Consider the following 23,093-nt stretch of genomic DNA (forward strand, 5'->3'; position numbering starts at 1 on the left):
CGGACAGTTCGCCATCCTTTTTGCAGGTAATGCTTAACGATCCCGAAACCCTGCCCGATTTGATTTTCAGACGACCTCCCCTATGCTTCATAAGCATTTGCATCCTTTAACACCTCCATGCCTTGTTTTAAGTCTGAATACCCATATGATTTAAAAACCCACCCTCAAAAAGGACAATCACAATGAATTTCAACAATCTGCTCAACCAAATTTTGGGAACGGTTCAAAAAAACAGCCGATCCGTATCCGACAGCCCGCTTAATTCTTTCGGCGGTGGCGCATTAGTGGCAGGACTGGCTTCTATGCTGATGAAAAAGAAAAACACCAAAAAACTGGTCAAGGCCGGTTCGGTCGCAGCTTTGGGTTATATTGCCTACAAAGGCTATCAAAGCTGGCAGCAAAACCGCAACCAATCCGAATTGCCGCAACAAGCGTTCGAACCTGTCGGCCAACTTGCCGAAACACACAGCCGCGTCATCCTGCGCACCATGATTGCAGCCGCCGCATCGGACGGGTTGATTGATGAAGCGGAAAAACAGGTCATTGCCCGTGAAAGCGGTACAGATGCAGAAATCGCCGCCTGGCTTGCCGCCGAATATGAAAGACCGGCAACAGTCGAGGAAATCGCAGCGGCCGTCGGCAACGACGAAGCTTTGGCCGCGGAAACCTATCTAGCAGCAAGATTGGTGTGTGCCGATTTATCCCGTAAAGAAATCGTGTTCTTAAGCCGACTGTCGCAAGCCTTGAAACTGGATGACCAGTTGGTGGAGAATTTGGAAAAGCAGCTTGATTTGGCTTGATAATAAGCAGGCAGACTTAAAAATATAAAGAAGGTCGTCTGAAAACCCTAAAGTGTGGTTTTCAGACGACCTTTTCCTTTCAGTCGGCGTTATTGCATTTGCGCGGCTTTTTGTTTTTCCGCTTCTTCGATTTTGCGGTCGTCTTCGTAATCCGAACGGAAGAGCCTGTCGAAACGGATGGTGTATTTCAACTCGCCGCCGTATGAACGGCTGCCGACGCGGACAACGGCTTGGATGGCGCGCGTGAGCTGGTACACGAGTTTGACGGACTGTTCGGCACTGGAAATACCGTATTCGTAACCTGCATAGAGATTGTTGGTAATCTGTTTGCCGACGGTCAATACTTGTTCGGCAGGGTTGAGTTCGCCGGTTTGGGCGTTGCGGCTGCGTTGGCTGGTGATGCCCAAATCGTCCACGAGTCCCAACCTGTCGTTGACTTGTCCGGCAAGCAGCGCGCCTGCTGCTGCGGAAAGGGCGGCATTGTCGCCGTCGCTGCCGCTGCTGGCGCGGTTGAGGATGAGCCAAGAGAGCTTGTCTTTTTCACTCATCGCTTCTTTCGCAACGAGGGTCACGCGCGGATTGTTTAGGCTGCCGAGGACTTCGACACCTGCCCCAACAGGAGAAAGACGGCGTTCGGCGCGGATGTTCAGGTTAGGATTGTTCAACGGACCGACGAAAGAAACCGTACCTTTGGTGATGTCGAGGTCTTGACCGTAGGCTTTGTAGCGGCCTTTAACGACTTTCACCGTACCGACGCCTTGGATGGCTTCGCCCGGGCGGGAAGTGATGGTCAGCTTGCCGCCTATGGTAATGTCTGCGCCATAACCGACGAAACGGATGTTGTCGTTGAGGTTGAGCGTGAGGTTGAGGTTGATAGGCGTCACGGCGGCGGTTTGTTTTTTCTCTTCGCCCAACACGACGACATCGTCGTCCAACGAGGGCATGGAGGATTTTTGCGAACCGAACATACCGTAGTCGCTGTTCAACGTACCGTTGAGAAACACGCCTTTTTGCTGGTTGTATTGCACTTTCGCGCTGCCGGAGAGGCGCAGGCGGCGGTTCGGACGGGAAAGGGTGTCGTATTTGTCGAAGACGACATCCACGTTAACGTCAGGGTCGGCGTTGGCAAGGTTGACGGAGCCTTTAAGCTCGAGCGTACCGCCTTTGTGGAACTTGAGGCTGTCGATGACCCAGCGTTGCCCCTGCAAATGGGAACGTAAAACGCCGTTGTCGAGGATGAGGCCTTGGGTTTGGTTGCGGTAGTAGAGGTTTTCGCCGTTGAGCGTACCAGAAAGCTGCGGTTCGCCGACGCGTCCTCCAAGGCTGACGGCGGCATTCAGACGACCTTTGACGGTTTGTCCGACGGGTAGGAAATTGCGGAAGACTTCGAGGTCGGCGACGTTGAGGTTGAGTTTGCCGCTCAAAGGCGCGGTGTCCATGCTGGCGCCTTGTCCGATGTTGACCGTACCTTCGGCAGTGCCGTAGTTGCTGGTGCCGTTCAAGGTGGCGGCAACGGTAGGTGCGCCGACGCGCCCGCCTATGGTGGCGGCGGCATTCAGACGACCCGTAATGCCTTGCGCGGTAGCAGGCAGGAAGGTTTTGATTGCACCCAAGTCGGGGACGTTGAGGTTGATTTTGCCGCTTATGGGCGCGTTGGCGATTTTGTTGCCGAACTGCTGGCTGATGCCCAAATTGGCGTTGACGCTGCCGAAACGGGTATTGCCTTCAAGCGTGCTGTCGATGCGGCCGTTTTGGAAACGGGTGCGCAGGGAAAGCGCGCTTAAGCCCAAAGGCATCTGTTTTTTCGGGTCTTTGTTCGGCAGGATGATGTCGCCGCTTTGGCGGTTGATGTTGAGGTAGCCGCGGGCGTTTTGACTGTACGCCAAATCCCAATCGCCGCCGAGTACCAAGTTGTGTTCGACGGGGATTTTGACGAAGTTTTGCAGCTCGGTGATGTGCAGGCTTTGCGCGCTGCCCTTGCTGGTGATGCCGGCTTTTTTGTCCCAAACGAAGTTTTGCAGGTTGAGGCTGCCGCCCATCGCGCTCCAACGAGCCGCGCTCATGGAAACACGCTCCGCACCTGCTTCGAGGTTCATGCGGTTTTGCAGTTTGAGGTTGAACGCGCCGCCGATGTCGAGCGTGTCCACGCTGCCCTTCCACTGATTGAAGTCTTTGTTCAGACCGCCTGCGGCGTTGACTTCGAATTTGTAGGGTTTGCCGTCCAACGCCATGCTGCTGGTGCCATGTATGCGGTGTTGCGCACCCGTGCCGTTGAGGGACAGATTAACCGCATCGATGACGGTCGTGCCGCCGGAAAGGGCGATGTGGCTGCCTTTGATGTCGGCGGCAAGCGGACGGTTGATGTCGGGCGTGCCTTTGAGTTTGAAGTCAAGCATGCGGATGTTGACGGCATCGCCGACACGCAGGGCGCGCGCTTCGCCGGAGAGGTCGGCTTCGTAGGTTTTCAGCCCGCCTTTGAGGTCGCCTGAAATATAGCCGCGCGTGTTGAGCAGCCCGCCCAGTCCAAAACCGAAACGGGAAAGGTCGGGAGCGGTGATGTCGATATTGAGGCGGTCGCCTTTTTTGCCGAAGCTGCCGTTGGTTTTGACAATATTGTTGCCCAAACGCAGGTCGGTCAGCGCGCGCGGGAGGTGTCCGGATTCGTAAACGACGTCGGCTTTGCCGCTGAGGGGGACGTTGTTTAACGTACTCGGCGCAAACTGCATTTTGCCGGCGAATTTTTCTTTCGCCAGTTCGCCTGAGAGATTGATGGTGCCGTTGACGCTGCCGGCGGGCAGTTTTGAGTCGAGACGGGACGGATTGAACGCTTTGCTGTCAATATCGAGCTTGAGCAGGCGGTCTTTGAAAAGTTCGAGCGAACCTTGCGCCGTCAGTTCGCCACCGTTTTGCGGTGCGATGCGGACGCGGTCGAGCTTGAGGGTGCGTTGACCGAGTTTTCTGTCGGTAACGAAGGACAACAGGCCGGAGAGTTGCGCGTTGCCGCTTTCAAGATTCCAATCGACAGCGGGCGAGGCGGTTTCGCCGTTGACGCTGATAAATCCGTTCCACTGACCGGCAACATTGGTGCGGACAAGGTCGTCTGAAACCAGGTTGTTCACATTAATCTTGAGCGCAAGCGCATTTTTCACCGTATCGACCGTACCGGCGACATTGAACGAACCTTCCTCCAACAGCCCGATTTCAGACTCTTGGACGGTTACCACGCCGTTGTCGTTGATGGTAAAGTCCGCCAGAATATTGCGCACCGGAATGGATTTTGCATCGGCAAAACCCGCCGCCTTGTTTTCCAAGTCGAGCGAGCCGTCCAGCGCGATACCGTGCGTAAACGAAGGCACGACGGTCGCGTCAAACGTCAGGTTTGCCTTAGGCAGCGACGGCAGGAAAGCGGTCGGATTGATGTTGAAACCCTTGACCAGCACCTCGCCGATCATCTTGTCCAACGAAGTGGCAAACGGATGCACCGTAGATTTCGCCGACAAATGCACATTGTCGCCGTCCAGCAGAATTTCAGTCTGCACATCCTGCAAACTGCCCCACAGACGCGCCTTACCCTCTATCGTCTCGCCTTCCAGCTCGCCCTTCGTCTGAATCGTCGTATTGAGCGCAAACGGCTTCTCCAGCCCGACCACCGCCGAACCCGTCGAATTGCTCCACGGCGTATCGAGGGCTTTCAAATCCAAGCGGTGTTCTTTCTGATCGTAATGGTATGCCGCATTCAGATGGTCGAGATAGACCGTCTGCTTGTCAAAATTTTTGCCTACACTGAGCCTGCCCGTTTCCAAACGGTCAACGAACACCAACACAGGCAAATCAATACTCTCAGGCAGTCCTTTAGACGGCTTTTTCTCTTTAGGCGGCGTCGGCTTCGGCACGACCGCAATATCGCCCGCCACAATTTCAGTAATGTGCAGGCTGCGCTGAAACAGCTCGGACGGCTTCCAATCAAAACGGAACGCGCTGATTTTCACATCCGCCCCATCCGTTTCAATCATCCACTTATCGCCGTGAAAGCCCTTGACCAGCGTACCTTCCAGCGTTTCCGACGCAATCTTCACGCCAAACCACGACGGAATCTTGTACAAACCGAAACGCAAACCCGATTCCGTCCCCACCAGCCAGCCGATAAAGCCCGCCAGCGCGCACACCAGCACAACCAACGTCAGCAACAGACCCCGCAACCAGCGTCTCTTGCGCTTGGGCGGGGTGGGTTGTGTTTCAGACGACGTAGGCACACTGTTTGGCGTTTTTTGGGTTTCTTGGACTGCTGTTTCGGACATCTTGGCTTTCTTGTATGGCTTAACGGCTTCTCAGGACTCCGCCGCACCCGACGGAATCGGCTTTTCAGACGACCCCATATCAAGACAGGTCGTCTGAAAAAGGATAATCATATCCCATTGCAGCGAATTGTGCTTGGGAAAGACAGCATTTCAGGTTTCAGACGACCCCGTATGCCCGAACGTCATGCCCGAAGCGGTAAAAATGTCAACAAATGCAAAAAGGTCGTCTGAAAAGACTGCGGGAGTTTAGACCCGCATTTTCAGACGACCTCTGCGTATTTCAATAACCCAACGCAAATCAATGAAAAGAAATACGTCGGGTTTTGCCTCAAGTTGCGGCTTACCTGCCCGACAATACCGCCGCACCTGCTTTCGCGACACTTTCGTCTTCATCGACCGAGCCGCCGCTCACGCCGACACTGCCAACGATAACGCCGTTTTTATCCACCAGCAGCACACCGCCGGGAAAAATCACCAAACCGTCGTTGGTCACCTCAATGCCGTAAAGCTCACCGCCCGGCTGCGAAGCCTTGCCCAAATCGCGGGTGGACATATTGAAATAGCGTGCCGTTTTCGCCTTTTTCTGCGCAATATCGATACTGCCGATAAACGCATCGTCCATACGCGCAAACGCCTTCAAATTACCGCCTGCGTCCATGACCGCGATATTCATCGGCACCTTGATTTCACGCGCCTTTTTCATCGAAGCCTGCACCACCGCCTGCGCCTGAGCCGTCGTCAAATCGCCCGGCAGCGTTTTGGTCAAACCCGCCGAAAACGCCGGTGCACCCAATGCCAAAGTACACAACAATGCAACTGATTTTATGCCGCGCATAACTGTCTCCTTGTATTGAATCAATGAAAGGTACTGCACTTTTGATTGTATGCCTGTCGGCGGGAAGAATAAAGGTCGTCTGAAAACCATGAGATAGGTTTTCAGACGACCTTGAATGGGCTTTGGATTTCAAACAACGCATGCCCAAGGTTTCAGCAGGTCGGATTCGCCAATCCGAAACTTACCCCTGCTTCTGGATGATATGCACGTCTCGCTGCGGGAAAGGAATATTGATATTGGCGGCACGCAGGTTTTCCACTACCTGCTCGTTCAGCCCGAAGCGGAACGCGCCCAAATCGGCTTCGTTCGTCCACGCCCAAAGCGTGATTTCGATGGCACTGTCGGCCAAGTTGGTAATATATGTTACTGCCTCTTTGCCTTGGGTCTGCACACACAAGGGATGCTCGGTGGCGGCTTTCAAGACGGCGGCTTTGGCGGCCTTCAAATCACAGGCGTAATCGACGCCGACCACCACCTGCACGCGGCACAGTGGCATGGAAGAACGATTCACGATGCTGTTGCTCATAACGACGCTGTTGGGCAGGATGACTTCTTCGTTATCCGGCGTACTCAGCGCGGTCTGCACCATTTTAATCTCGCTCACGGTACCTTCGAAGCCGTTTACTTTGATGAAATCACCAACCTTAAACGGACGAAACAGGATAATCAGCGCACCGGCGGCAAAGTTCGACAGTTGGTCTTTCAGCGACAAAGCTACCGCCAAGCCCGCGCCGCCGATTAATGCGGTAACCGACGTGGTCGGAATGCCCAACTTGCCCAACGCGGCAATAATAATCAGGATTAACAGGCCGATATTAGCTACGTTGCCCAGAAAGCTCACCAGCGTTCTATCTACTTTGGCACGGGTTAGCGCAGCTTTCATCAAAATAACAAGGCGGGAAGCTATCCATCTGCCGACAAAGAAAATCGCCAACGCCGCAACGAGGTTGGTACCGAATGCCATACCGGTTTCAACGAGACGTTCCCAGCCTGAGAATGACGAGAGGTTTTCAAGATCGAAATTCATGATTTTTATTTTATTTATGGTTAAAGAATGGTTGGAAATTTGGATATTGATTGGTTTTGCAGCAAGCCTGTCCACATTTTCAGACGACCTTAAAACCTTGTGCCCAAGCTAATGTGCCAACGGAGTTTCTTGTCTTGGTGTCCGTAGGCAACGTCGAAGGAGAACGGGGCGACGGGGCTGAACCAGCGCACGCCGAGGCCGGTACCGTGTTTCATGCTCATGCGTTTGAAGTTGCCTGCGGCATCGCCGAAATCGTGGAAGACGGCGCCGGATACGCTTTTGGTAATCGGGAATTGGTATTCGAGGCTGCCGACCAGTAATGCCCTATCGGGGAGGACGGAATTGTTCGGACCTGCCAGACCGATGCTGTCGAGTTCGTAACCGCGTACGGAAGAGGCGCCACCGGTGCGGAACATTAAGCTGGAAGGCACGTTTTCACCTTCGCGGGCGTAAACGTAGCCTGCTTGTCCGCGGACGATGAAGGTACCGAGTTTTTTGTTTTCAGGCGTGTAGAAATAGCCTGCGCGGGCGGTGGCGCGCGCCATGGCGGTGGAAGAAAGGAGCTTGCCCAGCGTTACGCCGATTTTGCCGTCGAGGTAGTAGCCGTTTTCGGGACGCAGTTCGGTTTCGATGTTTTGGCGTTTCCACGAGGCGGTCAGCATGGTGGCATGGCTGCGGCCGAGGTCGTAATTGGTATCGGGCACTTTGCGTTCTTCGGTAATAAATTCAATACCGAGGAGCGATTCGATGCCGTTGCGGTCGCGTACGCGCCAAATACCGCTGGTCAGGGCGCGTTTTTCAAGGTTTTGGGTGGTCGAGCGGTTGTAGGACGTGTTGGTCGTCCAATATTTGCCATCGCTGTTGCGCGGCTGGCTGATACCGGCGGCAAGGGTGGTTTCGTATTTGTCCATGTCCCAAACGACGGAGCCGATGTAGCCTTTGTTGAAGAGGTTGTAGTAGTCGTAGCCGATGCGTCCGCCGAGACCGTATTCGGAATCGTAGCGGATACCGGTTTCGAGTTTGTGGCGCTTGACTTCGGTGACGTTGACTTTGACGGGCACGCGGTCGCCTTGGAGGCGGTCAAAGTCGGCTTGGACGGATGCGCCGGAGTAATGTCCGTTTTGTTCGAGCGCTTGTTGGAAGTCGAGCAAGAGGTCGAGATCGTAAGGCGCGCCGGGTTTGAAGCGTGCCAGACCGGCGACGACGTTTTCGGGGTAGCGGCGGGTACCGGTGATTTCAAAGTCGCCGAAATAAATGGGACGGTTGCTTTCGACGATCACGTTCAAATCGGCGGTGTTGTTGTTGGGATTGACGGTGGCTTGGGTGTTGCTGAGTTTGGCAAGCGGGTATTTTTTACGGGTTACTGCGCTGAGGACGGAGGTTTTGCTGCCGCTCCAGCCGTCTTGGTCAAAGTATTCGCCAACGGGCTGCTGCCAGTTGAGCATGGCTTTTTGGTAATACTCGGCAAGGTTGTCGTCTGAAAGGATGTCGCCGAGGATAGCGACGCTGACGTTGTCGACTTTGGTGCGCGGGCCGGGGTTGACGGCGACGGTGTAGCTCGAACCGTTGTCTTGGACGTTGACGCTGCCGTTGAAATAGCCTTTGGTTTTGAGCATGGTTTTGACGTTGTCGGGCGCTTCTTCGGCGAGGAAGCCGACCTGCTCTTTGTCCAACTCTTCGTCCTGCTGCTGGGTAATCAGCGGCAGGTATTCTTCGAGCATGGATTTGACTTCGCTGTTTTTGGTTTCGATTTTGACGGGAAATTTGGGCGTCAGTTTGCCTACTTTGTCAGCCTGCTCGGATTGCCCGCCCTGCTTGAAGCCGGGAATCGGTTCGTAGTCTTCGGCACGCGGCAGATCGGCTGCGGCTGCGTGTCCGTAGGCAAGAGCGAGTGAGGCAATCAAAATGGGCGAAGTCAGTCTGGTCATGGCAAAAAATGTTTCAACGACAGAAGAGTTTTAAATTCTACCATTATTTTCAATCGGGTTTAAAACCCGACTCAAGGCAGAGGGGTCGTCTGAAAAGGCGGATACCCCTGCCTCTGCGCGACAGAAGCAAAACACATTAACTCCTCTCAGCCCGAAAAATACAGCACAAACTGCCCAATTCTCCAAAAAATCAGGCATTTTTCGCCACGATAATCAATTTAATATGTAAACCTACACAATAATTGATATTTTCTTTTAAAATGCAACGTTTCTTAACACATAAAGTAAGAGGATGTATCATGGCAAGTGGTAATCCACTGCTAAACGCAGTCAACCGTATCGGACTCGTACCGCAAATCATCATCGGTTTGATGTTGGGCGTATTGGTCGGTACCATCTCCCCGAAAGCAGGCTTGGGCGCAGGGCTGCTCGGCGAATTGTTCGTCGGCGCATTGAAAGCCGTCGCCCCCGTATTGGTGTTTGTCTTAGTAACCGCCGCGCTGGTGCAATACCGCAAAGGCGGCGAAGCCAAAATCAAACCCATCATTATTCTGTATCTCTTCGGCACATTTGCCGCCGCCGCAGTCGCCGTTGCCGCCAGTATGGCATTCCCGACCGCGCTGGTGTTTAAAGACGTAGCCGCCTCCACCCTCGCACCACCCTCCGGCATCGTCCAAGTCCTCAAAGAACTTTTGATGAAGCTCGTGTCCAACCCGATCAACGCCATCGCGCAAGCCAACTACATCGGCATTCTCGCATGGGCGTTGGTTTTAGGCTCCGCATTGCGCCACCACGGCTCCGACACCACCCGCCAAGTCGTCTCCGACCTCTCCGAAGCCGTTACCACCGTCGTACAATGGGTTATCCGTTTCGCCCCCTTGGGCATTTTCGGACTGGTCTCCCAAACCGTCGCCGAAACCGGCTTTGCCGCCTTCCTCAGCTACGGACGCCTGCTGGCAGTCCTGCTCGGCAGCATGGCATTCATCGCCCTCGTCGTGAATCCGCTCATCGTCTGGTCGCAAACCCGCAAAAACCCTTACGGACTGGTCTTCACCTGCCTGCGCGAAAGCGGACTCTACGCCTTCTTTACCCGCTCCTCCGCCGCCAACATCCCCGTCAACATGGCATTGGCGAAAAAACTCGGCCTACATGAAGACACCTACTCCGTCTCCATCCCGCTGGGCGCAACCATCAACATGGCAGGCGCAGCGATTACCATTACCGTCTTAGCCATGGCGGCCGCCTACACCAAAGGCATCGTCGTCGACTACCCAACCGCCCTGCTCCTGAGCCTCGTCGCCACTGTCGGCGCATGCGGCGCATCCGGCGTTGCCGGCGGCTCGCTGCTGCTGATCCCCGTTGCCTGCAGCCTCTTGGGCATAGACAACGACTTCGCCATGCGCGTCGTCGGCGTCGGCATGATTATCGGCGTGATCCAAGACTCCGCCGAAACCGCCCTCAACTCCTCCACCGACGTACTCTTTACCGCCGCCGCCGACTTAGGCAGCCGCCGCAAAGGTTAAAGAGCCGGTTGTTTCGCAAAAAGTCAAAAAGGTCGTCTGAAGTTTCAGACGACCTTTTTTCTATAACACATATAAAAGCGCGGTCTCACGCTCTTGTTGCTTGAGCCGTTTACGATGTTTCTGCTCTTGATTTTCTCGGGCGATTTGTTGTTTTTGCTGTTCTGCCAATGCTAAAATTCGCGCTTTGCGTGAGTTGAACATATGAATTTATATGGAAAAACAGCTGTAAAAGCCGTAGAGCTATTCGCTTATACACACGATATTAAAAAAGCATGGACGGAAGCAGTTCAAGAGTTTACTAACAGTCATTCAGCTAGAGTGAAAGGATGTCCTAAAAATGCCTTTTTCGGGCTGTGCTACGCGGGAAAAATAAAAGGAATTTCTATTCAAACACCACAAGAGAAAGAATCTAAAAATGCAGAATATGCAATTCTTGCCATCCATTTATTAAAAAAAGATATGTCTTGGGCAAATAAAAAAGCTGAACTTTGGGCAGAAATTCAAAAAATCATTGGAGAAGAAAAGAAACATAATAGCCAACTTGATGTGGTTATCGCATTATGGAATGAAGGACTCATCCAATAACGGGGTTTGAAACCACGCTATCAAAACATTACAAAAAAAGACCGCACTTTTTATAAAGTGCGGTCTTTTTCGCTTGTGTTTTTAGCATCTAACCTTTCTTGTGCAACAACCGAATGTCTGGATTCCCGCCTGCGCGGGAATGACGGCATTAAGTGGTTTCTATTTTAAACCGATATACTGTGCAGTTTAGGCAGGTCGGACTTTTGAATCAGATATAGGTCCCTGACATGCACTCCCACCCTCTTACGCCACACAAGCTTTCCGCTACGACAGAAAGATAACCTAAACCTAAATAAAAGGTCGTCTGAAAATCCTGTTTTCAGACGACCTTTTGATGTATGAATTTCGTAAAATTGAGGAATAATCGGAACCTGCCTGTACAGCCGCGTTCCAACTACTTTCATCATTTTAGGATTCGGATGCTCAAAAAAACCCTCGTTTTTATATTGGTTTTATTCTTTACCGCCGCGCTTTTGCCGCTGTGGATCATGTGGCGCGATTTTTGGGTGTCGCGGTTGGATGCGGATACGGTGCGTCCGGCGGATGCTGCGGTTGTGCTTTCGACCCGTGCTTATGAAGGGGGTCGTCTGAATCCTTGTTTGGTGGCGCGCGTTGAAGCGGCTGTCGAGCTGTATCGTGCCCGCAAGGTGAAAAAGCTGGTGATGACGGGCGGAGTCAGCCGTGATTTGCAGTCCTCTGCGGGCAATATGCAGATGATTGCGGAGAAAATGGGTGTATCGAAGGCAGACATTATTCAGGAACGGGAAGCGGGCAATACGTTTGAAAACATCGTGTTCAGCCGAAAATTTATCGAAAACAGCCCGCGCGTCGTCATTGTCAGCGCCGGTTTTCATTTGGCGCGGGCGCGGATGATGGCGGACAAGCAGTGGCAGGGGCACGATATTCAGGTGTATGCCGCGCCGTTTTGTTCCGAACCTTACGGCGGCTATGGTTTCACGGTATTGCGCGAGTCGGCGGCGTTTGTCAAAAACGCTTTGAAGGGCAGGTTGTAGTTTCAGACGACCCGAATGCATATCGTTAAATCATGTATAATTGCAAACAATTTGACTGTTTGATTTAACCGTTTGACCGACCTACCGACAGGACTCCGACATGATCAACCCTATCGCTGCACTTTCCCCCCTAGACGGCCGCTACGCCAAATCTGTTGAAGCATTGCGTCCGATTTTCTCCGAATACGGCCTGATGAGGGCGCGCGTCAAAGTCGAATTGAGCTGGCTCAAAGCCCTCGCCGCCGAACCGAAAATCACCGAAATTCCCGCCTTCAGCGATTTCACGCTTGCCGAAATCGACAAAGTCATCGAAAACTTTTCACTGGAAGACGCAGCCGCCGTCAAAGCCATCGAAGCGACCACCAATCATGATGTCAAAGCCATCGAATATTGGCTCAAAGAACGCTTCGCCGGCGTCCCCGAAGTCGCCGCCGCCAGCGAGTTCATCCACTTTGCCTGCACCAGCGAAGACATCAACAACCTGTCCCACGCCCTGATGCTGCAAGAAGCGCGCGAAACCGTCATCCTGCCCAAACTTGCCGAAATCATCGAAAAACTCACCGGCATGGCGCACGACCTTGCCGCCGTCCCCATGATGAGCCGCACCCACGGCCAGCCCGCCACGCCGACCACCTTGGGCAAAGAAACCGCCAACATCGTGTACCGCCTGCAACGCCAGTTCAAAAACCTTCAGGCGCAAGAATTCCTCGGCAAAATCAACGGCGCCGTCGGCAACTACAACGCCCACATGGTCGCCTATCCCGACGTCGATTGGGAAACCCACTGCCGCAATTTTGTCGAAATCAGCCTCGGCCTGACCTTCAACCCCTACACCATCCAAATCGAGCCGCACGACTACATGGCTGAATTCTTCCAAACCCTCAGCCGCATCAACACCATCCTGATCGACTTCAACCGCGACGTTTGGGGTTATATTTCATTGGGTTACTTCAAACAAAAAGTCAAAGCGGGCGAAGTCGGCTCTTCCACCATGCCGCACAAAGTCAACCCCATCGACTTTGAAAACTCCGAGGGCAACCTCGGCATGGCAAACGCCGTATTGGGCTTCTTGTCCGAAAAACTGCCCGTCTCCCGCTGGCAGCGCGACCTGACCGACAGCACCGTCCTGCGCAATATGGGCGTAGGCGTAGGCTATGCCGTGTTGGGTTTCGCCGCCCACCTGCGCGGCCTGAACAAGCTCGAACCCAACCCCGCCGCACTGGTCGCCGATTTGGATGCCACTTGGGAACTGCTCGCCGAACCGATTCAAACCGTTATGCGCCGCCACGGCGTCGCCAATCCTTACGAAAAACTGAAAGACCTGACGCGCGGCAAAGGCGGCATCACGCCCGAAGTGCTGAAAGTCTTCATCGAATCGCTGGAAATCCCCGCCGAAGCCAAATCCCAACTGCTCGCCCTGACCCCCGCGCTCTACATCGGCAAAGCGGAAGAATTGGCGAAACGGATTTGATGCAGCCTTGATGATTTGAGATTGAGTTGAAACAAAAGGTCGTCTGAAAACCAAAACTGATGGTTTTCAGACGACCTTTTGTCAAATATAGTGGATTAACTTTAAACCAGTACGGCGTTGCCTCGCCTTGCCGTACTATCTTGTACTGTCTGCGGCTTCGTCGCCTTGTCCTGATTTAAATTTAATCCACTATAAGAGTAGCGTGGGCATTGCCCACGACTTTCAACCCAGACATCCGAACCCAATCATTTCTATTCATTCCGTGGGTAAAACCCACGCTACGGGCTTAGTTTTTGATACGGAACCCGCGCCACCAGCCTGCCTGTTGGCGCGACCTTTCGCTTAGGCTTCAAACTTATCCAGCCAAATCCGCCAGCTCTCGTCGGTATCGGCGCAGACGGTCAGGGTTTCGCCGTTTTCGATGCTTTGGAACGACAGGCTGCGGGCGTGGAGCATGAGGCGGGTGGTGCCGAGGTGGGCGGCGGTGGCGTGGTTTTGGCGCAGGTCGCCGTAGTTGGTGTCGCCGACGATGGGGTGGAAGATGTGTTTCATGTGGCGGCGCAGTTGGTGTTTGCGGCCTGTGTACGGGATGAGTTCTGCCCACGAGTAGCGCGAGGTCGGGTAGCGGGCGGCGGATTGGAAGGGCAATTCGGTGCGCGCCAGGCAGCGGTATTGGGTTTGGGCGTCTTGGAGGGTAGCTTCGGTTTGGGATTCGGCGATTTTGTCGGGCTGATATTTGAGGGGGTAATCGATGAGTCCGTCGTCGGGCAAATATCCGCGTACGATTGCCCAGTAGGTTTTGTGTGTGGTTTTTTGTTCGAACTGCTGCGTCAGCAGGCGGGCGGCTTCGGGATCGAGGGCAAACAGGAGGACGCCGGATGTGGGGCGGTCGAGGCGGTGGGCGGGATAGACGTGTTGTCCGATTTGGTCGCGCAGGGTCTGCATGACGAACTGTGTTTCGTGGCGGTCGAGCCAGCTCCGGTGGACGAGCATTCTGGCGGGTTTGTTGACGGCGATGGTGCGGCTGTCGCGGTAGAGGATTTCGAGCATGGCAGGATGTGGGCGGAAATGGGGGATTGTAACGCAAGCGGCGCGGCTGCGACGGCAATCTTGTCCCTTTCGGGCGGGTAAACGGGCTGAAACGCATGATTCGGTTCAAATAAGGAACACTTGCTGCCGTTCATGTTTGCGTTTTCAGACGACCTCGGGTTCTGTCGGTTACAATGTGGGGGTTTAACAAGATGAAGGAAAAACCGTGAGCCTGCTCAAAAAACTGCCCAAGCCCATGCTGCCCGATGAGGCGCGCCGCGAGATTCAGGCGCGGGAGTCGTATCATGTTTTGAAGATTATTTCGGAATTTGTCGAAGCGGGCGAGGAGCTGCGGGCAATTCAGCCTGCGGTCAGCATTTACGGCAGCGCGCGCACGCCGGAAAACCATCCTGACTATGAATTTACGCTGCGACTGGCACGCAAGCTCTCGGATGCCGGTTTTTCTGTCATTTCGGGCGGCGGGCCGGGGATTATGGAAGCGGCGAACAAAGGCGCGTTTGCGGGCGCAAGCCCTGCGGTGGGGCTGAATATCGTGTTGCCGCACGAACAAAAAGCCAATCCGTATCAGGATTTGTCCATCAAGTTCCAACATTTCTTCCCGCGCAAAGTGATGTTTGTGAAACACGCGGTCGCGTATGTCGTCATGCCCGGCGGCTTCGGCACGCTGGACGAACTGTTTGAAAGCCTGACGCTGGTGCAGACGGGCAAAACGCCTGACCGCCCGATTATCTTGGTGGGCAAGGATTTTTGGTCGGGCTTGTTGGACTGGATACGCAAAGAGCTGCTCGGGCGCGGGCTGATTTCGGAAGCCGATATGGATTTAATCCGACTGATCGACGGCGAAGACGAAATCATCGAAGAAATCTTCGCGCACTACGAAAACCGTCTGGAAGATTTTTCCGAAGGCGTCAACGCGTGGTCGCTCGGCTTGTGATGGGCTGGGAGGTCGTCTGAAAACCGTTTGAATCTTGCGGGTTGGGTTGAAATCAAGACAAGGCTGCAACGCCGTATCGGTTTCCAGTTAACCCGATATAGAATCGTTTCAGACGACTCAGACGACCCCTGCCTATTTCGGTACAATACCTTTTCGCCGCAAGGCAGCCACGCCGCCGCGAACATTCCCTTTATCCACTCCACCCGACCCAACCCGACCATTTATGACCGATACCGCCCAAATCATCACCAGCTACGGCCGCCGCTACATCGTGCGCACGTCCGACGGCAAAACCTACGAAGCCAGCACGCGCAAAAAGCGGGTGGATTTCGCCTGCGGCGACCGCGTGCATATCCAAAACATCAACGCCGAACAAGCCGTCATCGAAGACTATCTCCCGCGCGAAAGCCTGCTTTACCGTCAAGACGCATGGAAAACCAAGCTGATCGCCGCGAATGTTACCCAGCTCCTTATCGTGACCGCCGCCGTTCCCTCGCCCAGCGAAGCCCTGTTGCAACGCGCGCTCCTAGCCGCCGAAGCCGCCGGCATCCAAGCCGTCATCATTCTGAACAAAGCCGACCTGCCCGAAACCGCCCTCTGGCGCGAAAAACTCAAATTCTACGAAACGCTCGGTTATCCCGTCATCGAAACCCGCGCGCTGGAAAACGCCGACATCCTGCGCCCCGACCTGCAAGGGCATACCAACATCCTGCTCGGACAAAGCGGCATGGGCAAATCCACCCTGACCAACGCCCTCTTAGGCAACCAAACCGCCCGCACCGGCGACATCTCCACCGCGCTCGACTCCGGCAAACACACCACCACCCACGCCCAGCTTTACGATTTAAACGAAGAAACCCAATTGATCGACTCCCCCGGTTTGCAAGAATTCGGGCTGCACCACCTCCAAGCCGCCGACCTGCTGCAATACTTCCCCGACCTGAACCACCTCGTCGGACAATGCCGCTTCCACAACTGCACCCACCGCGCCGAACCCGGCTGCGCCGTCAAAGCCGCCGCCGAAGCAGGCGAAGCCAAGCCCGAACGCATCGAGTTTTTACAACGGATAACAGATGAGTTGTTGAGATAGAGTAGGCAGTCGGACTTGTCTTTGTGAAATAAAAAAACGTCGTCTGAAAACTTGAGAACAGGTTTTCAGACGACGTTTTTTCATGACGGCAAACTTACGCAACCGCAGGAGCGACGGCTTTCACATAATTCAGCGCGATAAACTGCTTTTCGGGATCAAGCTCGGTGATTTTGAGCAGGACTTGCGTTTTGGGCAGCGCGTCGAACGGGATGCCGGTGGCGCGGGTTACCAGCGGCAGGCCTTCGATGCGGACGAGGTCTTCTTTGAGGATGGTCGCGGTCAGTTCGCTTGTGCCTTGCTGTTGCAGGTACACGAGGCTCCAGTAGGCTTCCATCTGCCGTTGGAAGTCGGCGTAGGCGGTGTAGGCGGTGTCGAAGTCGCGCAGGGCGGCGAAGAGTTCGGCATCGCTTTGCTGGAAGAGCGGCTCGGCGGTGTCGTCTATCAAGCTGAGAAGTTGTTTTTGGTTGATGTAGTCGGCGGCGCGGCGCAGCGGCGAGGTGAACCAGCCGTAATGCTGTACGCCCATGCCGATGTGCGGCTCGGATTTGGTGCTCATGCGCACTTTGCCTGCCGGTTGGACGCGGAAGAGGCCGGGCAGGTCGTTGTCATGGAGCATCTGCGCCCAAGTGCTGTTGGCGAGTATCATCATTTCGCTGACCAGAATGTCGATGGGCGAACCGCGTTCGCGGCGGACGACGGAGACTTTGCCTGCCTCATCCAATTCAATGCTGTAATCGTATTGCGGCGCGCGGTCGGGTTCGTATTTGCCGCGTGCTTTTTGCAGGGCGACGGCGAATTGGTAGAACCAAATCAGGTCTTGATGGTGGGCGAACATCATTTCGCCGGCTTCGTCCAAGCCGGTTTCGGCGTTGAAATGCGGCTCAATGGTTTGGATGCGCAGGTTTTCGGCGATATTGACGGCTTCGATTTTGCAGGTCGGCTCGCCGACATTGAACTCGCCGTCCACATCGAAATAAATGCTGACGGCAGGACGGTACGCGCCTGCATCAAGGCTGAACGCGGCAATCCAGTTTTCAGGCAGCATGGTGATTTTGCCGCCGGGAAAATAGACCGTACTCAAGCGTTCCATGATGTTTTTTTCCATTTTGTCGCCTGGTTTAATGGCAAGCGACGGCGCGGCGATATGGATGCCGACGCGCTTCGTGCCGTTGCCCAAATCGGTCAGGCTTAAAGCGTCGTCCACTTCGGTGGTTGATTCGTCGTCGATGGAAAAGGCGGTAACATCGGCCTTGGGCAGGTCGGGCATTTCAGGTAAGGGGAGGTCGGGAAAGCCTGTTCCTTTAGGGAAGTATTTGATTTCAAACCCGTCTTGCAGATATTGGGGGATGGACGTAATGCCGCCCGTTTTTTTCGCCAATTCGTAGGCGGAGGTTTTCAGCGCGTCGGCGGCTTTGGTAAAGGCTTTGTAGGTCAGCGACTGCTTGTCGGGCGCGTGTAGGATGGTTTTCAAATCCGCCGCGATTTCAGACGGCATCTCGCCGCGTTTCAAGGCTTCCGCCCAAGCATCGATTTGCGCGTCTTGTTGTTTTTTGCGTTCGATGGCGGCAAGTGCTTGTTTCAAAGTCTCTTCAGGTGCGGCTTTGAACACGCCTTTGGCTTTTTTGTAGAAATACATCGGCGCGGCGTAAAGCGCAATCAAGGTCGCCGCCAGCTCGGTTTTGGTCGGCGCATGGCCGTAATATTCTTCGGCAATCGCCTCGGCGGAAAATTCTTCTTCGCCGCATACTTCCCACAATAAATCGGTGTCGATGTCCGCAGCCTGCGCCTGCGCGTTTTCCAAAAATGCCGCCATATCGCCGTCAAACTCGGCAAAGACGTTGTTCGCCTTCACTTTAGTGCGCTTGCCGTGTTGGGTATCGACTTGGTAGGTGGCGTCGTTTTTTTGGACGATGGCGGCGACTTTGAATTGGCCGGACTCTTCGTAAAAGATATTCATGTATTGCTGCTGTCAGGTTGAAGTGGGAAACGGACGATTTTAGCAGATTCTTGTTGATAAAGACGGACAAAAGGTCGTCTGAAAAACTTGCCCTCCCCTTCTCATTTCATAGAAACCGCCTTTTCAGACGACCTTTGACGACTTTGACCGCGCTCAAAACTGCTGCGCTCCGCTCATGCTGCCTGATTTGAAATAATTTGTTTAAAAATAAAAGGATAGCCTTGTATAGTGGCTTAACTTTAAACCAGTACGGCGTTGCCTCGCCTTGCCGTACTATCTGTACTGTCTGCGGCTTCGTCGCCTTGTCCTGATTTAAATTTAATCCACTATATTTTGCCTGAGGTCGTCTGAAAACCTGCGCTTTGCAAACCTGTGGTTTAGGATTAGTATAACTATACCAATTTATCCCAAATCCATTTCAAATCATTCACTTCGGAGAGATTCCATGAGCTACACGGCCCCTGTAAACGAATTGCGTTTCGGCATCCGCGTGCACGGCAGGTTGGACGAAATCCTGCAACTGCCCCATGCGGAAGGTTTGGATGCGGAAACGGTGGATGCAGTGCTGGACGAAGCGGCGCGGTTTGCCTCGGAACAATGGGCGGGCACCAACCGCACCGGCGACCTCTACGGCGCGGGTTTTTCAGACGACCTGATCACCACTCATCCGGATTTGGCGCGTGCCTACTATGATTTCTGCGAAGCGGGCTGGGCGGGTTTGCGCGCGCCGGCGGAGTTTGGCGGGCAGGGGCTGCCGGCGGTCGTGTCGGCGGCGTGTGAGGAGATGTGGTGCGCCGCCAATCTTGCCCTGTCGCTGATGCCGATGCTGACGCTGGGGGCGGTGGACGCGCTGTTCAAACACGGCAGCGAGGAGCAGAAACAGACCTACCTGCCGAAAATGTGCAGCGGCGAATGGGCGGGAACGATGAATTTGAGCGAGCCGCAGGCGGGTTCGGATTTGAACCATATCGCCACCCGCGCCGTGCCGAAAGAAAACGGCGCGTATGCCCTCAGCGGTCAGAAAATCTTCATCACTTGGGGCGATCAGGAAATGACGGAAAACATCGTCCATCTGGTGCTCGCGCGCCTGCCCGATGCCGCGCCGGGCGTGCAGGGCGTGTCGATGTTTATCGTGCCGAAATATTTGGTGAACGCGGACGGCAGCTTGGGCGGACGCAACGGCGTGCGCGCCATCGGCATCGAACACAAGCTCGGCATACACGCCAGTCCGACCTGTACGATGGAGTTTGACAACGCCGAAGGCTATTTGGTCGGCAGGGCGGGCAAGGGTTTGGCGTATATGTTTACCATGATGAAAACCGCGCGGCTGAACGTCGGCATCGAAGGCCACGCCGTCGCCGAACGCGCCTACCAAAACGCGCTCGCCTATGCCAAAGAGCGCGTGCAGGGACGCGACGAAGCGGACGGTTCAGACGACGTGGCGATTATCCGCCATCCCGACGTGCGCCGTATGTTGTTGATACAAAAGGCAACGCTCGCCGCCCAACGCGCCCTGTATCTGCGCGCTGCCGCCCTGACCGATTTTGCCGCCGCCTGCCCCGACAACGTATTGCGCAAAGAAGCGGAGCGCGAACTGGATTTCCTGATTCCCATCGTCAAGGCTTGGCCGACCGACAACGGCGTCGTCCTGACCAACCTCGCCGTCCAGATTTACGGCGGCGCGGGCTACGTCGAAGAAAGCGGCGTGGCGCAATACCTGCGCGACGTGCGGATTACGCCGATTTACGAAGGCACCAACGGCATACAGGCCGCCGATTTGGCAGGGCGCAAAACCACCGGCAAAAACGGCGCGCTGCCCTTGAAGCTGCTCGCCGAAGGCAAAGAGCTGGCAGACAAACTCGCCGCCGCCGAACCTGCCGCCGCGCAGCAACTGGCGCAAGCCATTGAAACGGCGGAACAAAGCATCGCCCGCATGGTCGGATACGCCGACCATCCCGCCCTCGCCGCCGCCGCGTCCAACGCCTACCTGCAACAAATGGGGCTGACGCTCGGCGCCATCGGACTCGCCCGCGCCTACCTTGCCGCCGCAGCCGCCCGAACGGACAACGCCGACGGCTTCGGCAGCAATTTCTACGCCACACAGCAACACAACGCCCGCGTCTATTGCGCCCACGTCCTACCGCAGGTGTACGCCTGCGCCGCGCAGATTGAAAACGCGCAGGCATTGCTGGATGTGCCGTTAGAACTTTATTGACGGATACGGGTTTGAAAAGAGGTCGTCTGAAACTGGAAATCAGGTTTCAGACGACCTCTTTATGGGTTTCAACCTATCCTTTTAAACGGCGGCAGGCTGGCTAATAATTGTTGCCCGTACCGCTGCGTTTTGACGCGGTTGTCGAGGATGGTCACGCGGCCGTAGTCTTGTTCGGTGCGGATGAGGCGGCCGACGGCTTGGATGAGTTTGATGCCGGCTTCGGGGACGGTGATTTCGATAAAGGGGTTGCCGCCGCGCTGTTCTATCCAGCGGTTTTGGGTTTTTTCGATGGGGTTGTCGGGCATGGCGAAGGGGAGTTTGGCGATGATGACTTGCACGCAGGCGGTGCCGGGCAGGTCGAGTCCTTCGGCGAAGCTGTCGAGTCCGAAGATGATGCTGGCTTTGCCTTCTTCTATGGCTTGGTGGTGTTTTTGCAGGAGGACGGCTTTGGACAATTCGCCTTGTACGAGCAGGAGCGGCAGGTAGTCTTCGGGCAGGCGCAGGGCGACATCCTGCATTTGTTTGCGCGAGGAAAACAGGACGAGTGTGCCGATGGCTTCGGTGGGTGAAATGAGCTTGGGCAGCCATTCGACGATGGCGGCGGTGTGCGCGGCGGGGTCTTTGGGGCTGGCGTGCACGGGCGGAATGTAGAGTTCGCCTTGTGCGTCGAAATCAAACGGGCTTTCTAGGGCGAGGGTGGTGGTTTCGGGCAGCCATTGCAGTCCGGTTTGGCGCAGGATGAGGTTGAAGCTGCCCAAGGATTGCAGGGTGGCGGAGGTCAACACTGCGCCTGCCGCGCGCCGCCACAGGCTGTTGGCGAGGTGGGACGCGCTGCTGATGGGGCTGGCGTTGAAAATGTAGTCGTTTTTGTCGTCGGCGCGGCGGGTTATCCATTTTGCCAGCGGTTCTTCGCCCTCGAGGGGGACAGTGGAGAGCAAGTCCCATGTGGCGGTAATTTGTTCGACGCGGGCGCGGAATACACCGAATTCGGTACTCAGGCGGTCGATTTGCGCGCTGTTTTGGTCTTTGTCGCGGCGGGCGGCGGACAATGCGTCGTTGAGGCTGTTGATGTGTTTGTAGAGGCTGCGGGCGGCGATGGCGGTGTTGGAAACGGTGGTTTCTAGGCCTTCGGGGATTTTGCCGTCTTCCCACAGCCAAGTCGGTTCGCTGTTTGTCCGTCTGTCGTTTTCAGACGACCCCAAGCTCAAAGAAGGCTCTTCGGCGAGGTGGAACTGCCATTCGTGTAGGCTTTCGAGCAGCGAGGCGGCGGCTTCGTCAGCAAGGTTCGCCAACTCGCCTTTGTCGGTAAGTGCGGCGATTTTGCCGGTAACCTGCGGCAGTTTTTCCAACGCCCACACGGCTTGGTTCCACGAATGCTCGGCGGCAAACTGGCTGAGTGCTTTTTTGGGCAGGTGGTGCGCTTCGTCGATGCAGTAGAAGCTGTTTTCAGGGTCGGGCAAAATCACGCCGCCGCCCATGCTGATGTCGACCATCAGCAAATCGTGGTTGGTTACGACGACATCGACGGTTTCCAGCGTGTCACGGGCAAGGTAAAACGGGCATTCCGGGCGGTTGGGGCAGGCGGCTTTGAGGCAGCCGTAGTTGTCGTTGTTCACCTTCATCCAGATGGTGTCGTCGATTTTTTCCGGCCAAGTGTCGCGGTCGCCGTTGAAACGACGGGCGGAAAATTCGTCGGCGATGTTGCGCAGCAGCTTCAATTCTTCGGGTTTGGGTTTGCTGTCCCACAACACGGCGGGGGCTTCGAAGCCGAGCAGGTTTTGCTGGGCGTTGCTTTGCGTCAGTTGGTAGAGTTTGTAGGGGCAGAGATAGCGGCCGCGCCCTTTGGCAAGCGCGAAGGTCAGTTCCAAACCGCTTTTTTCAACCAGAAACGGCAGATCGCGGTCCACCAACTGCTCCTGCAAGGCAACCGTCGCGCTGCTCACAATCAGCCGCTTGCCGCGCGTCTGCGCCATAATGCCGCCCGCCAGCAGGTAGGCAAGCGATTTGCCCACGCCGGTCGGCCCTTCGATCACGGCAATGCTCTCGCCCTCGCGCTTGGGCGGCTCGCCGCCTTCTTCGCGCGTCAACGTCCGCGAAAAAGCGTTGGCAACCGCCGCAATCATTTCCCGCTGCGAAGCGCGCGGACGGAAACCGGGCAGGTTTTTGCCGATATTTTGGTAATGGTCGCGGATGGCGTTTTTTTCTAAATCGGTGAGCATTGAGGTCGTCTGAAAAGGTGGATTTGCTTATGAATTTGTTATTTTAGCATTTTTCGGGGGCGGGTTCGGGAGAGATGGGAGAGGTCGTCTGAAAAGCATATTTTGGCGTTTTCAGACGACCTTTGGTAAGGGAGGCTGTATCGGGACA

Annotated in this window: 15 protein-coding genes and 2 pseudogenes; 8 read left to right on the top strand and 9 right to left on the bottom strand. The window is 55.2% G+C overall.

Annotated features, from left to right (window positions below):
* The first annotated feature begins 182 nt into the window (after positions 1–182).
* Positions 183–800, top strand: a complete 618-nt coding sequence (locus tag J7445_RS09945; RefSeq protein ID WP_049227639.1) for a tellurite resistance TerB family protein — start codon at positions 183–185, stop codon at positions 798–800.
* Positions 801–889: 89 nt separating this feature from the next.
* Here J7445_RS09945 and J7445_RS09950 read toward each other — a convergent pair whose 3' ends face one another.
* The 4 genes from J7445_RS09950 to J7445_RS09965 all read right to left on the bottom strand — a co-directional run bounded on the left by J7445_RS09950 (position 890) and on the right by J7445_RS09965 (position 8,888).
* A complete protein-coding gene (locus J7445_RS09950; protein WP_209283026.1) occupies positions 890–5,098 on the bottom strand; it encodes a translocation/assembly module TamB domain-containing protein in 4,209 nt (1,402 codons plus the stop codon).
* Between the two features lie 340 nt (positions 5,099–5,438).
* Positions 5,439–5,933, bottom strand: coding sequence for a GlcG/HbpS family heme-binding protein (locus tag J7445_RS09955; RefSeq protein WP_009312456.1), 495 nt, complete (start codon positions 5,931–5,933; stop codon positions 5,439–5,441).
* A gap of 181 nt (positions 5,934–6,114) precedes the next feature.
* Positions 6,115–6,960, bottom strand: coding sequence for a mechanosensitive ion channel family protein (locus J7445_RS09960; protein WP_070655000.1), 846 nt, complete (start codon positions 6,958–6,960; stop codon positions 6,115–6,117).
* A gap of 89 nt (positions 6,961–7,049) precedes the next feature.
* Complete coding sequence (locus J7445_RS09965) at positions 7,050–8,888, bottom strand: autotransporter assembly complex protein TamA (RefSeq protein ID WP_209283027.1); 1,839 nt, start codon at positions 8,886–8,888, stop codon at positions 7,050–7,052.
* 299 nt (positions 8,889–9,187) lie between these two features.
* On the opposite strand from J7445_RS09965, the gene sstT reads away from it, so the two are divergent.
* From sstT to purB, 4 genes are all read left to right on the top strand, one after another.
* Complete coding sequence (gene sstT / locus J7445_RS09970; RefSeq protein WP_070654997.1) at positions 9,188–10,411, top strand: serine/threonine transporter SstT; 1,224 nt, start codon at positions 9,188–9,190, stop codon at positions 10,409–10,411.
* 201 nt (positions 10,412–10,612) lie between these two features.
* Positions 10,613–10,996: a DUF6979 family protein gene (locus J7445_RS09975; RefSeq protein WP_070654995.1), complete on the top strand. Its 384-nt coding sequence runs from the start codon at positions 10,613–10,615 to the stop codon at positions 10,994–10,996.
* Positions 10,997–11,415: 419 nt separating this feature from the next.
* On the top strand, positions 11,416–12,009 hold the full coding sequence (locus tag J7445_RS09980; RefSeq protein ID WP_209283028.1) for a YdcF family protein: 594 nt from the start codon (positions 11,416–11,418) through the stop codon (positions 12,007–12,009).
* Between the two features lie 100 nt (positions 12,010–12,109).
* A complete protein-coding gene (purB, locus tag J7445_RS09985) occupies positions 12,110–13,480 on the top strand; it encodes an adenylosuccinate lyase (protein WP_070442735.1) in 1,371 nt (456 codons plus the stop codon).
* 43 nt (positions 13,481–13,523) lie between these two features.
* On the opposite strand, the pseudogene J7445_RS09990 reads toward purB, so the two are convergent.
* Positions 13,524–13,674, bottom strand: a pseudogene (locus tag J7445_RS09990) (IS5/IS1182 family transposase); the annotation flags it as partial.
* A gap of 148 nt (positions 13,675–13,822) precedes the next feature.
* The gene (gene truC, locus J7445_RS09995) at positions 13,823–14,530 is read right to left on the bottom strand and encodes a tRNA pseudouridine(65) synthase TruC (RefSeq protein WP_070654989.1); all 708 of its coding nucleotides are present in this window, start codon (positions 14,528–14,530) and stop codon (positions 13,823–13,825) included.
* 205 nt (positions 14,531–14,735) lie between these two features.
* On the opposite strand from truC, the gene J7445_RS10000 reads away from it, so the two are divergent.
* On the top strand, positions 14,736–15,464 hold the full coding sequence (locus tag J7445_RS10000) for an LOG family protein (RefSeq protein WP_009312705.1): 729 nt from the start codon (positions 14,736–14,738) through the stop codon (positions 15,462–15,464).
* 223 nt (positions 15,465–15,687) lie between these two features.
* A complete protein-coding gene (rsgA, locus tag J7445_RS10005; RefSeq protein ID WP_070654987.1) occupies positions 15,688–16,554 on the top strand; it encodes a ribosome small subunit-dependent GTPase A in 867 nt (288 codons plus the stop codon).
* A gap of 94 nt (positions 16,555–16,648) precedes the next feature.
* Here the strand turns inward: rsgA and J7445_RS10010 are convergent, their stop codons facing one another.
* Positions 16,649–18,511: a ribonuclease catalytic domain-containing protein gene (locus J7445_RS10010; RefSeq protein ID WP_070654986.1), complete on the bottom strand. Its 1,863-nt coding sequence runs from the start codon at positions 18,509–18,511 to the stop codon at positions 16,649–16,651.
* 223 nt (positions 18,512–18,734) lie between these two features.
* Positions 18,735–18,851, bottom strand: a pseudogene (locus J7445_RS10015) (IS5/IS1182 family transposase); the annotation flags it as partial.
* A gap of 105 nt (positions 18,852–18,956) precedes the next feature.
* Here J7445_RS10015 and J7445_RS10020 point away from each other — a divergent pair.
* Positions 18,957–20,726 carry an acyl-CoA dehydrogenase family protein gene (locus tag J7445_RS10020; RefSeq protein ID WP_070654983.1) on the top strand — a complete coding sequence of 590 codons (1,770 nt, stop codon included), beginning with the start codon at positions 18,957–18,959 and terminating at the stop codon, positions 20,724–20,726.
* A gap of 68 nt (positions 20,727–20,794) precedes the next feature.
* Here the strand turns inward: J7445_RS10020 and dinG are convergent, their stop codons facing one another.
* Positions 20,795–22,945 (bottom strand): ATP-dependent DNA helicase DinG, encoded by a 2,151-nt coding sequence (gene dinG, locus J7445_RS10025; RefSeq protein WP_070654980.1) that lies wholly within the window; start codon positions 22,943–22,945, stop codon positions 20,795–20,797.
* Between the last annotated feature and the right edge of the window lie 148 nt (positions 22,946–23,093).

The sequence above is a fragment of the Neisseria sicca genome (genome assembly GCF_017753665.1).
In the GTDB taxonomy this organism is placed as follows: Bacteria; Pseudomonadota; Gammaproteobacteria; order Burkholderiales; family Neisseriaceae; genus Neisseria; species Neisseria flava.

Coding starts and splice junctions, on each gene's coding strand:
- J7445_RS09945 (WP_049227639.1), top strand. CDS start 183: ATGAATTTCAACAATCTGCTCAACCAAATTTTGGGAACGGTTCAAAAA.
- truC (WP_070654989.1), bottom strand. CDS start 14,530: ATGCTCGAAATCCTCTACCGCGACAGCCGCACCATCGCCGTCAACAAA.
- J7445_RS09960 (WP_070655000.1), bottom strand. CDS start 6,960: ATGAATTTCGATCTTGAAAACCTCTCGTCATTCTCAGGCTGGGAACGT.
- purB (WP_070442735.1), top strand. CDS start 12,110: ATGATCAACCCTATCGCTGCACTTTCCCCCCTAGACGGCCGCTACGCC.
- dinG (WP_070654980.1), bottom strand. CDS start 22,945: ATGCTCACCGATTTAGAAAAAAACGCCATCCGCGACCATTACCAAAAT.
- rsgA (WP_070654987.1), top strand. CDS start 15,688: ATGACCGATACCGCCCAAATCATCACCAGCTACGGCCGCCGCTACATC.
- J7445_RS09980 (WP_209283028.1), top strand. CDS start 11,416: ATGCTCAAAAAAACCCTCGTTTTTATATTGGTTTTATTCTTTACCGCC.
- J7445_RS09950 (WP_209283026.1), bottom strand. CDS start 5,098: ATGTCCGAAACAGCAGTCCAAGAAACCCAAAAAACGCCAAACAGTGTG.
- J7445_RS09955 (WP_009312456.1), bottom strand. CDS start 5,933: ATGCGCGGCATAAAATCAGTTGCATTGTTGTGTACTTTGGCATTGGGT.
- J7445_RS09965 (WP_209283027.1), bottom strand. CDS start 8,888: ATGACCAGACTGACTTCGCCCATTTTGATTGCCTCACTCGCTCTTGCC.
- J7445_RS10010 (WP_070654986.1), bottom strand. CDS start 18,511: ATGAATATCTTTTACGAAGAGTCCGGCCAATTCAAAGTCGCCGCCATC.
- sstT (WP_070654997.1), top strand. CDS start 9,188: ATGGCAAGTGGTAATCCACTGCTAAACGCAGTCAACCGTATCGGACTC.
- J7445_RS10020 (WP_070654983.1), top strand. CDS start 18,957: ATGAGCTACACGGCCCCTGTAAACGAATTGCGTTTCGGCATCCGCGTG.
- J7445_RS09975 (WP_070654995.1), top strand. CDS start 10,613: ATGAATTTATATGGAAAAACAGCTGTAAAAGCCGTAGAGCTATTCGCT.